The 12,700-nt window shown below is 36.3% G+C and carries 13 protein-coding genes and 1 riboswitch; of the genes, 12 read left to right on the top strand and 1 reads right to left on the bottom strand.

Annotation, left to right across the window (positions count from 1 at the left end):
• Positions 1-191: 191 nt before the first annotated feature.
• Complete coding sequence (locus ACM9HF_RS00935) at positions 192-1,409, top strand: pyridoxal phosphate-dependent aminotransferase (protein ID WP_473613664.1); 1,218 nt, start codon at positions 192-194, stop codon at positions 1,407-1,409.
• Between the two features lie 13 nt (positions 1,410-1,422).
• Entirely contained in the window at positions 1,423-2,022 is a 600-nt protein-coding gene (yfbR, locus tag ACM9HF_RS00930) for a 5'-deoxynucleotidase (RefSeq protein ID WP_473613663.1), read from the top strand.
• Positions 2,023-2,080: 58 nt separating this feature from the next.
• Here yfbR and ACM9HF_RS00925 read toward each other — a convergent pair whose 3' ends face one another.
• A complete protein-coding gene (locus ACM9HF_RS00925) occupies positions 2,081-2,578 on the bottom strand; it encodes a hypothetical protein (RefSeq protein WP_473613660.1) in 498 nt (165 codons plus the stop codon).
• A 366-nt stretch (positions 2,579-2,944) separates the two neighbouring features.
• Here ACM9HF_RS00925 and ACM9HF_RS00920 point away from each other — a divergent pair, with 366 nt between their 5' ends.
• The 10 genes from ACM9HF_RS00920 (at position 2,945) to ACM9HF_RS00875 (ending at position 12,575) form a co-directional block, all read left to right on the top strand.
• The gene (locus tag ACM9HF_RS00920) at positions 2,945-4,675 is read left to right on the top strand and encodes an acetolactate synthase 3 large subunit (RefSeq protein WP_473613658.1); all 1,731 of its coding nucleotides are present in this window, start codon (positions 2,945-2,947) and stop codon (positions 4,673-4,675) included.
• Positions 4,675-5,172, top strand: coding sequence for an acetolactate synthase small subunit (gene ilvN, locus ACM9HF_RS00915; protein WP_076417977.1), 498 nt, complete (start codon positions 4,675-4,677; stop codon positions 5,170-5,172). Before ACM9HF_RS00920 ends, ilvN begins: the two co-directional genes overlap by 1 nt.
• 187 nt (positions 5,173-5,359) lie before the next feature.
• The gene (gene xthA, locus ACM9HF_RS00910) at positions 5,360-6,166 is read left to right on the top strand and encodes an exodeoxyribonuclease III (RefSeq protein WP_473613656.1); all 807 of its coding nucleotides are present in this window, start codon (positions 5,360-5,362) and stop codon (positions 6,164-6,166) included.
• A gap of 12 nt (positions 6,167-6,178) precedes the next feature.
• Entirely contained in the window at positions 6,179-7,003 is an 825-nt protein-coding gene (gene rlmA, locus ACM9HF_RS00905) for a 23S rRNA (guanine(745)-N(1))-methyltransferase (RefSeq protein WP_473613654.1), read from the top strand.
• Between the two features lie 160 nt (positions 7,004-7,163).
• Positions 7,164-8,060, top strand: a complete 897-nt coding sequence (locus tag ACM9HF_RS00900; RefSeq protein ID WP_473613653.1) for a LysR family transcriptional regulator — start codon at positions 7,164-7,166, stop codon at positions 8,058-8,060.
• A gap of 236 nt (positions 8,061-8,296) precedes the next feature.
• Positions 8,297-8,424, top strand: a riboswitch (guanidine-I (ykkC/yxkD leader).
• 54 nt (positions 8,425-8,478) lie between these two features.
• A complete protein-coding gene (locus tag ACM9HF_RS00895) occupies positions 8,479-9,513 on the top strand; it encodes a putative urea ABC transporter substrate-binding protein (RefSeq protein ID WP_473613652.1) in 1,035 nt (344 codons plus the stop codon).
• A 90-nt stretch (positions 9,514-9,603) separates the two neighbouring features.
• Positions 9,604-10,428 carry an ABC transporter permease gene (locus ACM9HF_RS00890; protein WP_473613650.1) on the top strand — a complete coding sequence of 275 codons (825 nt, stop codon included), beginning with the start codon at positions 9,604-9,606 and terminating at the stop codon, positions 10,426-10,428.
• Positions 10,429-10,435: 7 nt separating this feature from the next.
• Positions 10,436-11,218, top strand: a complete 783-nt coding sequence (locus ACM9HF_RS00885) for an ABC transporter ATP-binding protein (RefSeq protein WP_473613648.1) — start codon at positions 10,436-10,438, stop codon at positions 11,216-11,218.
• On the top strand, positions 11,208-11,927 hold the full coding sequence (locus ACM9HF_RS00880; protein ID WP_473613647.1) for an urea amidolyase associated protein UAAP1: 720 nt from the start codon (positions 11,208-11,210) through the stop codon (positions 11,925-11,927). The genes ACM9HF_RS00885 and ACM9HF_RS00880 overlap by 11 nt, the downstream gene beginning before the upstream one ends.
• 9 nt (positions 11,928-11,936) lie before the next feature.
• The gene (locus ACM9HF_RS00875) at positions 11,937-12,575 is read left to right on the top strand and encodes an urea amidolyase associated protein UAAP2 (protein WP_473613646.1); all 639 of its coding nucleotides are present in this window, start codon (positions 11,937-11,939) and stop codon (positions 12,573-12,575) included.
• Positions 12,576-12,700 lie beyond the last annotated feature (125 nt).

The raw sequence follows: 12,700 nt of genomic DNA, 5'->3' as shown, positions 1-12,700 counted from the left end.
TATTCCAAATTTTACTGTACAAACGGCTTGAATAATAAGATTATCTAATATAAGCGTTTAATATAACAAAACCTGTATTTAGACACTTAATAGACGTGTTCAAAGTTCTATAATTTAACCCTAGTAGTTGAAGTAGAAGACTTATGTATTTCACTTACCTATAACATCAAATATCGAGAAGAATCGTATTAATGAAAAAAATCAATAAATCATCAAAGCTAAAAAATGTTTGTTACGAAATACGTGGACAAATAGCGGCAGAAGCCCGTCGTTTAGAAGACGAAGGGCATAAGATCCTAAAATTGAACATAGGAAATCCCGCCCCATTTGGTTTTGAAGCCCCTGATGATATATTGAAAGATGTAATTCGTAACCTACCTACAGCCCAAGGCTATAGTGATTCAAAAGGTATATATTCAGCACGTGTTGCTGTTATGCAGTATTTTCAACAAAACAATATTAAAGACGTAAACATTGAAGATATTTATATTGGCAATGGTGTCAGTGAACTTATTGTTATGTCAATGCAGGGCTTATTAAACAATGGTGATGAAGTGCTTATTCCTGCACCTGATTACCCTTTATGGACTGCTGCTGTAGCACTCTCTGGTGGTGAACCTATCCATTATAAATGCGATGAAGAAAACCAATGGTTTCCAGATATTGCGGATATGGAAAGTAAAATTAATAAGAATACCAAAGCTATTGTATTAATTAACCCAAATAACCCAACGGGTGCTGTGTATTCAAAAGAAGTACTGTTAGACATTTTAGCCTTAGCTAAAAAATATAGCCTAATTGTATTTAGTGATGAAATTTACGACAAAATTTTATACGACGAAGCAGTACATATTCCTACCGCAAGTTTAACGCAAGACGTACTCATTATAACAATGGGTGGCTTATCTAAAAATTATCGTATTGCAGGATTTAGAGCTGGCTGGATGGTAATTACAGGACCTAAACTACACGCTGAAGATTATTTAGAAGGTTTAAATATTTTATCTTCAATGAGACTTTGCGCCAACGTTCCTTGCCAACATGCTATTCAAACAGCATTAGGTGGCTATCAAAGTATTAATGAATTAATAACGGGTGATGGTCGCTTGATCAAACAACGTAATTTAGCTCACAAACTTATTAATGATATTGATGGCTTGTCGTGTAACCCTGCAATGGGTGCTTTATATTTATTTGTTAAAGTAGATGCTGAAAAGTTCAACATTACAAATGATGAAAAAATGGTCTTAGACTTACTTAAACAAGAAAAAATTCTTTTAGTACATGGTAGTGCTTTTAATATTCCTGAAAAAAATTACTTCAGATTAGTTTTTCTCCCAAATAGTGATGAACTTATTCCAGCAATGGAAAAACTAAAAAACTTTTTTAGTACTTACTATCAATTATAAAGAAGAAATAAATATGCAAAGTACGTTTTTAGCGTGGATGTTTAGAATGCCCCTGATTAAAAGGTGGGCACTCATGTTTTGTGTTAAACCTGAAAACGTAGCTGAACACTCTCACCAAGTTGCTATTGTGGCTCATTTACTTGCCGTTATTAAGAACAAAAAATTTAACGGCAAGGTCAATGAAGACAGAGTTGCAACGGTTGCGCTATATCACGAAGCAAGCGAAACGCGTTACGGCGATATTGTTAGTCCAACAAAGTATGCTAACCCTGAAATTGCACGTGAATTTAAAAAAATAGAATACCTTGCTGAGCAGGAATGCTTAGCGTCTTTACCTGAAGAGTTTCAAGATATTTTCTCCGATCTTATTGTGCAAGACAACGTTGAAGCAGAATACAAAAGCATAGTAAAAGCGGCAGACATTCTAGTAGCTTATATAAAAGCACTTGATGAATTAAACCATCAAAACCATGAATTTGATCACGTAGAAGAACGTTTAGGTAAAAAAATAGAAGAGCTACAACAAAATATGCCAGAAGTTAAATACTTTATGGATATGTTCTTACAAGCCTGCTCAGCGACCGTTGACAAATTATCTACTCAAAATAAATAATGCCTTAGCTCCCTCCTTTTACGTGAGCGTCTTTGTTTAAGAAACGCTTATTACCCATCTATTTTTTCAAAAGAGAAAACATATAAAGATAAGCGTAAAGTGCGGTAAATAAAATACTCGGTGCTACCGTTAAAAATAAGTTGGGGGTTTCATTAATAACATTAACCATAATAACTAAAGTTGATTGCACAGCAATCGGAATAATAGGAGCAAATAAAGCAGCTGCAATCTTTTTCTCTTTAAAATATGAAGCTGACAACTCAATTGCATTATTAAAACTTTCACGTATAGCTATATTCTGAGGAGACTTAGAATGAAACAAACATAAAATAGGTGTTACAAATGCCAGCGAGATGCAATTAGCTCGGTACTTATTAACAACCTTTTCTAATATAAAAGTAAAGAATAAAGTCACAAAACCGCTGTATAAACCTTGTACCAAAGCTGTTTGAAGCGTAGTTGCTTTAGGGATCGCATCCCCGCTATTAGCCCAATATGCCCAACTAAAATAAAATATAAACGACACAACACCCGATAATATAAGTCTAATATTCAATTTATTTCCTCTATTGAGTGGCTTTACTCATAAAATATAATCGGTATACCGATAAAATTAAGGAAGAATGACTTAAATTCTTAATTAACTATTGACACTTTAGTACAAACCCTTTAAAAATACAGTCTCAGTTTATTCAAAACATCAGCGTTTAAAATAATAAACGCCAAAATGAAAAATTAATCTTATGTTATTAACTAATTTACACAATGCAGTCCTCAACGTCGTTATGGTTGTCAAACCATCGCGAGGATTTTTAGTGTAAAAAATAAAAGAATAAACAACGCTATTATTAACCCTCGCTCTTACTCAGACCGAGGGTTTTTTATTATTTAAATATTCACTATTCACACAAAGGGCAACAATATGACAACAGAGCTATATACGGGTGCTGAAATGGTAGTTAAAGCACTATCTGCACTTGATGTTAAATATGTATTTGGTTATCCCGGCGGTTCAGTATTAGATATTTACGATGCTATCTTTCAGCAAGACGACTTCGAACATATTTTAGTACGCCACGAACAAGCCGCAACACATATGGCAGACGGTTACACACGAGCAACAGGTGAAGTAGGCGTAGTATTAGCAACTTCAGGGCCTGGCGCAACAAACTGTGTTACAGGTATTGCTACTGCTTATATGGACTCAATTCCAATGGTGGTTCTAGCAGGCCAAGTTGCTACAACGCTAATTGGTGATGATGCGTTTCAAGAAACTGATATTATTGGCTGTTCTCGCCCTATTGTTAAACACAGTTTTAGTTGCCGAAAATTAGAAGATATTCCAAATATTATTGCTAAAGCCTTTTATATCGCTAACTCTGGACGCCCTGGCCCAGTTGTTGTTGAATTACCAAAAGATTTATTAATACCAGAAAAGAAAGGCAAGTTTGCAATCAATATTAACGTTGAAATGCGCTCTTACAATCCAACAGTTACAGGCCATCCTAAACAAATTAAAAAAGCCGCTAAACTCATTTCTGAAGCAAAAAGATTAGTGGTTTACTCAGGTGGTGGTATTGTAATTGCCAACGCCTCAGAACTGCTGACTGAACTAGTTGAAACCTTAGATGCCCCAACCACTAATACCTTAATGGGCTTAGGTGGCTTATCAGGCACACACGACAACTTTATTGGTATGTTAGGTATGCATGGCAGTTTAGAAGCCAACAAAGCTATGGCTAATGCTGATGTTATTTTAGCGTTAGGTGCACGCTTTGATGATCGCGTGACCAACAATGTTAAAAAATTCTGCCCTAACGCAAAAATCATTCATGTTGATATTGACCCGACTTCGATCTCTAAAACAATAAACGCTCATGTTCCTATTGTTGGTTTAGTTGATATTGTTATTCAGCAACTTCTTGATGAATTAAAAGAAACCAATTACAAACCTAACAAAGAAGCGTTAAAAGCTTGGTGGGCACAAATAAACGCATGGCGTGCAGAAAAAAGCTTTAGTTACGTACTAGAAGAAGCTGGTGCTAAAATTAAACCACAACACGTGGTTGAATCTATGTACAAAATTACTAATGGTGAAGCTTATGTATGTTCTGATGTAGGCCAGCATCAAATGTTTGCTGCACAATATTACCCATTTGCTAAACCTCGCCAATGGATCAACTCTGGCGGCTTAGGCACCATGGGCTTTGGCTTACCTGCAGCTATGGGCGTTAAATTAGCTTTTCCAGACAAACACGTTATTTGTATTACCGGCGATGGTTCTATTCAAATGAACATTCAAGAGCTTTCAACTTGTCTGCAATACAACTTACCTGTAGTTATCGTTACGCTAAATAACCGCTCTTTAGGCATGGTAAGACAATGGCAAGATATGATTTATGGTGGACGACATTCTTCATCTTACATGGAGTCGTTACCTGACTTTATTAAAATAGCTGAAGCTTACGGACACGTGGGTATCGAAATTAACGAGTTAAGTGAACTTGATTCAAAACTTGAAGAAGCTTTCGCCATTAAAAACAGATTAGTATTTGTAGACGTATTGGTTGATGAACATGAGCATGTTTACCCAATGCAAATTAAAACCGGTGCCGTTGATGACATGTGGCTGAAAAAAGGAGTTAAAGCATAATGCGTCGTATCCTAGCAATATTATTAGAAAACGAACCAGGTTCATTATCACGAATTGTTGGTCTATTTTCACAACGTGCCTTTAACATTGAAAGCTTAACGGTTGCGCCTACTGAAGATAACACCCTATCGCGTATCACAATAGCAACACGTGGCGACGATAGAGTTCTTGAGCAAATTCTTAAGCAAGTAAATAAACTTATTGATGTAATAAAAGTAACTGATCTCACCGATCGTCAACATGTTGAACGTGAATTAGTGTTAATTAAAGTGCTTGCCATGAATGATAAGTCACGCACTGAAGTTAAGCGTATTACTGATATTTTTAGAGGCTCAATTATTGATATAGGTAAGCAAATTTACACGATTCAATTAACGGGTAACGCAGATAAAATCAATGCCTTTATTGAAACCATTGGTAACGAAACTGAGATTATAGAATCGGTTCGTTCTGGCTGTGTCGGTATTGCTCGTGGAGAAAAAGCACTTAGAGTGTAAATACCTTACAATAAAGTAAAATTTTAAAAGCCACTCAATGCGTAAAGTAAACAACAGCAATGAGTGGTTTTTTCATTCCTGATTATTTTTATTTAATTGTTAAAAAGTAAGAAAAAGTCAAATTAATTGTCACATCAATTTACCAGTTCTGTTAGCATTATCGCCAAGTTAACTATGGGTAAAAATCATGAAAATCATCTCTTTTAATATCAATGGCCTTCGCGCACGTTTACATCAATTACAAGCTATTATCGACAAGCACCAACCTGACATTATCGGTTTACAAGAAATTAAAGTTCACGATGAAGCTTTTCCGTTAGCCGATGTTGAAGCTATGGGTTATTCAGTGTATTTTCATGGTCAAAAAGCCCATTACGGCGTTGCGATGTTATGTAAAAAACCTGCAGATAGCGTACAAAAAGGTTTTCCTACTGACGATGAAGAAGCGCAAAAAAGAATGATCATGGTCACTACCACTAATGAAAAAGGCGAGAAAGTGACTGTGTTAAACGGTTATTTCCCACAAGGCGACAACATCTCGCACGAAACTAAATACCCGTACAAACGCCAATTTTATAAAGACTTAATGACTTACCTAAATGATCATCACACGCCTGACGAAAACGTTGTAGTGATGGGTGATATTAATATTTCACCAACTGATCTAGATATAGGTATTGGCGAACCCAATAGAAAACGCTGGTTACAAACGGGTAAATGTAGTTTCCAACCAGAAGAACGCGAATGGCTTAAAACATTAATGGATTGGGGTTTTAAAGACACTTTTAGAGAATTACACCCCACACGTGAAGAAAGATACTCGTGGTTTGATTACCGCTCAAAGGGCTTCCCTGATAACCGAGGTTTACGTATAGATGTTGTATTAGCAACGCCTGAATTTGCTAAAACTTGTGTAGAATCAGACATAGACTACGAATTACGTGGCATAGAAAAGCCATCTGATCATGCGCCTATTTGGTCAACGTTCGAGTAATTATAAATAAACATGACCAATAACAAACCCACAGCTGACTACCTTTGCCCGTTATGTAATGAAACTTTATTACTTTCGGGTAAAACCTATCGATGCAGTAATAATCATTGTTTTGATGAAGCCAAAGAAGGTTACGTAAACCTGTTACCTGTTCAACATAAGCACTCTAAATCGCCTGGCGATAATGCTGATATGGTCAATGCACGTAGATCCTTTTTAGATAATGGTTATTACCAGCCGTTAATCGACAAGTTAATGGCTTTGTATCATCAATATGCAACAACCACCCTGCCCGTGTTTGATGCTGGCTGTGGAGAAGGTTTTTATACTCATCAATACAAAACTGATAACAACCAAGTTTACGGTATCGATATTTCTAAATCGGCGGTAAAAATTGCTGCCAAACGCTACAAAAACTGTCACTTTAGCGTAGGAACTTTATCTCACTTACCTTTTGCTGAGAATTCGATAGGTTGGATAAATTCGATTTACGCACCTATTTTAGAAAACGAATTTACGCGTGTTTTAAAAGCTGAAGGTTACTTGCTAACAGTAACGCCAGCAGAAAAACACCTAATAGAATTAAAATCGTTAATTTATATTGATGCTAAAGAACATGATACGGCAAAAGATCCCATTGAAAATTTAACTTTAATCAACGAAGAAAAGTTAAATTACACAATGGAATTCAGTAATTCGAATGACATTATCAACTTACTTTCTATGACTCCGTTTGCGTTTAAAGCCTCTACTGAAGTTATTGAAGAATTAAAGAGCAAACACAGCTTCTCTTGCCAAGCTGATTTCTTAATTCGTTTGTATCAAAAATCTAGCTAAAATACTGTCGGCATAAGTTATTATTTATAATGACTTATGCGTCTCTTAAATCCAGCCAATATTTGTCTATGTTGCTTAATATCAATTTAACCAATGACGACCGCTAACATATAATGTTATTTTAATAACATACTAGTGCAAAAAATGCAGCGGAGATAATGTGCGTCATTTACAAGATTACTTTTTTTTTAAAACAATAGCGGAGGTTGGCTCTATTAGAAAAGCAGCTGAATCCCTCACCATTACCTCAACAGCATTAAACCGAAGAATGCTTGCACTAGAAAATGAACTTGGAGTAAATATTTTTGAACGCCTACCTAAGGGAGTTCAATTATCGGCAGCAGGCGAAGTATTTCTACATCATGTAAGAGAACAACTCAGCGATATTGAAAAAGTAAAAAGCCAAATATCTGATTTAAGAGGCGAACGAAAAGGCCATATTAGTATTGCTTGTAGTCAAGCCCTGCTTCCCTTTTTCTTACCGCAACAGATTGATAGCTACCATAATTCACACCCAAAAGTCACATTTAATGTTCAAAGACGAGACAGAAAATCAGCAGAGCAAGAACTTATTAATATGAATGCTGATATCGCTGTAGTTTTTGAACCTGAATTAATGACAGACTTTCAAATACTCGCGGTATCTAAACAACCAACCTATGCTTTAGTTTCTAAAAACCATCCTCTAGCAGGCAAAAAAGAAATTAAATTAAGTGACTGCATTCAGTATCCTTTAGCGCTTCCCACTAAAGAATATGGTTTACGACAAATTTTAGATAAAAAAGCCAATAAAGCACTGTATAAATTAGAACCCGCAATAGAATCAGACAGTTTTGAATTTTTACGCTACACAGCCTCGCTGGGCGAATACATTACTTTTCAGATTGAACTAGGTTTACCAAAAGACCTTAGCTTTATGGGAATGGCAGCGATAAAAATCAATGAAAAAGATTTACCTCCAGGTTTTGTTTATGTTGGTCAGCTTAAAGGGAGAACGCTGCCCGTAGCTTCTGCTAAATTTGCCCAGCAATTGATCAATGCATTAGAAGTCGATTAAACACCCCCAAATTAACCACATAACTTTATTTTAAATGCTTTAGGTTATTCATTCTAATGATTAAAAGTAAACCCTCTCCTGATATATCACACAGCTTAGCGATGCAAATAATGCATCACTAAGCTGTAAATAATGCAGTATACATTCCACAAAAGACTCTCTACATTAATCAAAAGCGAGAGGCGAACGTTAAAACTACAGTAATAATTATAGCGTTAATGATTCGACTTCAAATCTAAATAGATAACTAGGGTTCCGGTTTGCAAAAACGTCTGGTCCGAGAGTTATCAACCCAGCTTGTATTCTTGATTGAATATTTTGCATCTGCAAAAGGGTTACACGGAGGGATAAAAGCCCGGGAGGTAGTTTAATTAAGCCTCTTGCTATTTTAATTCTGTGTAACTAATGGAGATGCCCCATGAAAAAACTAAAAAATATACTACTCGTACTTACCCTACTTACTTCTAGCAATGTATTTGCTCAAGACAAATTTTCTGTTTGTTGGTCTATTTATGTTGGATGGATGCCATGGGACTATGGCGACTCATCAGGCATTATCAAAAAATGGGCTGACAAATACGACATCGAAATCGATATTGTACAAATAAATGATTATATAGAATCAATCAACCAATATACCGCAGGCGAATTCGATGCTTGTACTATGACTAATATGGACGCCTTAACCATTCCTTCTGCAAGTTTTGTAGATAGCACTGCACTTGTTGTGGGTGACTTTTCAAATGGTAACGACGGTATTGTATTAAAAGATAAAAAAACATTATCTGAAATAAAAGGCCAACAAGTTAATTTAGTTGAATTAAGCGTTTCTCACTACTTATTAGCTCGCGGGTTAGAAAGCATTGGCTTAACTGAACGCGACGTTAAAGTTGTCAATACGGCTGACGCCGATATGGTTGCTGCTTATACAACAGAAGATGTAACCTCTGTAGTTACATGGAATCCATTATTATCTGAAATTATGTCTATACCTAAAAGCACCAAGGTATTTGATTCATCAAAAATACCCGGTGAAATTATAGATTTAATGGTAGTGAATACTAAAACCTTAAAAGAAAACCCTAAATTAGGTAAAGCTTTAGTAGGTGCTTGGTACGAAATAATGCAAAACATGAAAGATAACGACGCCATATTAGCGCAACTAGGTGCTGATTCAGGTACAGATTTAGCGGGCTACAAAGCACAATTATCTACTACAAAAATGTTTTATAACGCAGATGATGCCGTTACATTCACAAAAAGTAATCAGCTACTTAAAACAATGGAATACATCGCTAAGTTCTCATTTACACACGGATTACTTGGTGAAGGTGCTTCTGATGCTAACTTCATTGGTATTGAAACCCCTGCAGGCGTTGTAGGTAACAAAAGTAATATCCAACTACGCTTCGACCCTACTTTCATGGAAATGGCAGCAAAAAATAAGTTGTAATTTAGTTTATTAAATAGCGAATAAATTAGAAAGAGTAGTGAATGGTTAACATGCTACCACTACTCCCAACTTATTAACGTCAGGTTTCCTATGAAAAAAATAATGAATTATAAACCTTCTAAACCCTTAGCTATATTTTTAAGCTTATTGCCGTTTATCATCATCCTTTTTGTTTATTGGAATGCGTCCAATATCCGATTAGCTGAAAATCCAAACGATAAACTGCTACCTAGTTTTACTCAAATTTATAGTGCCGTTGATCGTTTAGCTTTTACCGAAAACAAACGTACCGGTGAGTATTTGTTTTGGCAAGACACCTCAGCCAGCTTGTATCGTATTTTAATTGGCATATCAATTAGCGCACTTTCAGGCTTAATAATGGGGTTGTTAACAGGGCTTATCCCTTTAGCTCGATCAGGTTTATCTCCCCTCATTACGGTTATATCACTCATTCCGCCTATGGCCATATTACCTATTTTATTTATAAGTTTTGGCTTAGGTGAATTAGCAAAAATCATGTTGATATTTATAGGTTCAGCTCCTGTAATTATGCGCGATATGCAATCACGTGTTTTACAGCTACCTGCAGAACAACTCATTAAAGCCCAAACACTAGGTGCTACAACATGGAGCGTTAGTATTCGCGTTGTACTACCTCAAATATTACCGAGCTTATTAGCCTCTATGCGTTTGTCTTTAGGTGCAGCGTGGTTATTTTTAATTGCTGCAGAGGCCATAGCAGCACAAGAAGGCTTAGGGTATCGAATATTCTTAGTACGTCGCTACTTATCAATGGATGTAATTTTTCCTTACGTAATTTGGATAACTCTACTCGCTTTTATTATGGATTTTTTACTAAGAAAAATCTCTGAAAAAGCTTTTCCTTGGTATCACTCAATCGAAAATAAAACATAAGGATCTCATGATGAGTTTTATAACAATAAAAAATGTCTGGAAATCCTACGGTGACAATTTAGTACTAGAGCGATTGAATCTTAACGTTGAGCAAGGTGAATTTGTTTCAATGGTAGGTGCTTCAGGCTGTGGTAAATCAACTTTTTTAAACATGTTATTAGGTCGAGAAAAAGCCACTAAAGGCACTATTACCCTTGATGGTAATCCTTTAGAAGATGAACCAAATGCTGATCGCGGTATTGTTTTTCAAAAGTATTCTGTTTTTCCACATTTAACCGTTTTGCAAAATGTCATGATCGCCGATGAATTTTCAACAGCAAAAGTAATGTGTTGGACCTTTGGGAAAGCGCATAAACAGATACAAGAAAAAGCCCTAACTTTTATTGAAGCGGTTGGATTAACCCCTGCGCTAAAAAAATATCCACACGAGTTATCAGGTGGTATGCAACAACGTTTAGCTATCGCACAGGCGTTAATGAAATCACCTAAAGTTTTATTACTTGATGAACCCTTTGGTGCTTTAGATCCCGGTATACGTGGCGATATGCATGAACTTATCCGCGATGTTTGGAGAAAAAACAACCTAACTATATTTATGGTAACTCACGATATTAAAGAAGGTTTTGCTCTGGGCTCTAGATTATGGGTGTTCGACAAAGTTAGACATGATCCTCAAGCACCCAATGCCTATGGTGCACAAGTAACGTTTGACCTCCCCCTATCAAATAATAATGAGCAATTAAACGCTCAAAACATTATAGAAAAAATGAGACACAACAATGAAAAATAAAATGCTATATCAAGATACCCTCCCGGGCGGAAAACACTGGTCGATGCGCATAAGACGAGGCACTAGCTTACGTTTAATCGATGTAGAAGGTGGCGCAAATATAGGAATGCTATTTTATAACCCTGAAAACTTGCTCGAACGATATAACGCTCCTGATACATTAAAATGCCAACATACCTTTAAGTTAACTAAAGGACATTGCTTATATTCAGACATGGGCCGTATTTTTTGCTCAATTGTTGACGACAGCGCAGGATGGCATGACACCGTATGTGGCAACAGTAATCGCAATATGGTCAAAACAAAATGGCGTGATAAAAGCTATCAAAAAGACAGTAACAACTGGCTACAAAATGGTAACGATGCTTTTTTAATTGAAGCCGCTAAGTATGGCTTAGGCAAAAAAGATCTCGCAGCAAATTTAAACCTGTTTAGTTGTATTATGCCAAATGATAAAGGTGATTTAAGCTTTCAAACACCACAAGAAAGTGCAGGAAAATATATCGAATTACGCTTTGAGATGGACACCATAGTGTTATTACACACTTGCCCTCACCCATTAAACCCAGCGACAGAATACCCTTTCAAACCCGTTGAATATCAAATATTACAATCTGAGCCTATCGCTGAAGATGATCTATGTAAAAACGCTTGCGCCGAAAACCTACGTGGTTTTGAAAACAATCGTTTATATCACTTGGGGTTATAGGAGAAAAACATGATATTAGAAAGTAACTTCCAACCAGAAAAAGCCAATATTAGAGATATTATTGATGCCGGTGATTACTACCTTAAAGTAGTAAAAAAAGGCCAAACCTTACGTATTTTAGATCTTGAAGGTAATCAAGCTGCAGATACTTTATTTTTCAATGCAAACGACACAAGTGAACGCTATAGCGCTATCGATACAATAAGAGAACAAGGCAATGTGTACTTAACGGCTGGCACCGTGCTAATGACCAACGACTGTAACCCGCTATTAAAAATAGTTGCAGATACCTGTGGTCGACATGACACCCTTGGTGGCGCATGTGCAACCGAAAGTAATACAGTTCGCTATGCTTTAGAAAAAAAATGTATGCATGCCTGTAGAGACAGTTGGTTATTAGCCATTGCTGAAAACGAAGAGCTAGGCCTTAACAAAAGTGATATTACCCACAATATCAATTTTTTTATGAACGTGCCTATTACTGCTGAAGGTAAATTATCGTTTGCCGATGGCATTAGCGGCGCAGGCAAATATGTAGAACTGGAAGCCTTGATGGACACCATCGTTTTAATTTCCAATTGCCCACAATTAAATAACCCATGTAATGCTTACAACCCAACGCCTGTTGAAATACTCATTTGGGATTAAGCAACCGAGACGGAATATATCCCCTCTCAAATTAACATCACAATATATCTGCTTAGTTCGTTAAAACATATAAAGCAGATTGATAAGTAGGACGACCTATTTACCAATAATAATCGTGGGACGAC

It is taken from the genome of Colwellia sp. RE-S-Sl-9 (genome assembly GCF_048296855.1).
Classification (GTDB): domain Bacteria; phylum Pseudomonadota; class Gammaproteobacteria; order Enterobacterales; family Alteromonadaceae; genus Pseudocolwellia.
This window is presented reverse-complemented; position numbering and strand designations above follow the sequence as displayed.

Excerpts from the sequence above, each read along its gene's own strand:
- ACM9HF_RS00935 (WP_473613664.1), top strand. The coding sequence starts at position 192 with ATGAAAAAAATCAATAAATCATCAAAGCTAAAAAATGTTTGTTACGAA.
- yfbR (WP_473613663.1), top strand. The coding sequence starts at position 1,423 with ATGCAAAGTACGTTTTTAGCGTGGATGTTTAGAATGCCCCTGATTAAA.
- ACM9HF_RS00920 (WP_473613658.1), top strand. The coding sequence starts at position 2,945 with ATGACAACAGAGCTATATACGGGTGCTGAAATGGTAGTTAAAGCACTA.
- ilvN (WP_076417977.1), top strand. The coding sequence starts at position 4,675 with ATGCGTCGTATCCTAGCAATATTATTAGAAAACGAACCAGGTTCATTA.
- xthA (WP_473613656.1), top strand. The coding sequence starts at position 5,360 with ATGAAAATCATCTCTTTTAATATCAATGGCCTTCGCGCACGTTTACAT.
- rlmA (WP_473613654.1), top strand. The coding sequence starts at position 6,179 with ATGACCAATAACAAACCCACAGCTGACTACCTTTGCCCGTTATGTAAT.
- ACM9HF_RS00895 (WP_473613652.1), top strand. The coding sequence starts at position 8,479 with ATGAAAAAACTAAAAAATATACTACTCGTACTTACCCTACTTACTTCT.
- ACM9HF_RS00890 (WP_473613650.1), top strand. The coding sequence starts at position 9,604 with ATGAAAAAAATAATGAATTATAAACCTTCTAAACCCTTAGCTATATTT.
- ACM9HF_RS00885 (WP_473613648.1), top strand. The coding sequence starts at position 10,436 with ATGATGAGTTTTATAACAATAAAAAATGTCTGGAAATCCTACGGTGAC.
- ACM9HF_RS00880 (WP_473613647.1), top strand. The coding sequence starts at position 11,208 with ATGAAAAATAAAATGCTATATCAAGATACCCTCCCGGGCGGAAAACAC.
- ACM9HF_RS00875 (WP_473613646.1), top strand. The coding sequence starts at position 11,937 with ATGATATTAGAAAGTAACTTCCAACCAGAAAAAGCCAATATTAGAGAT.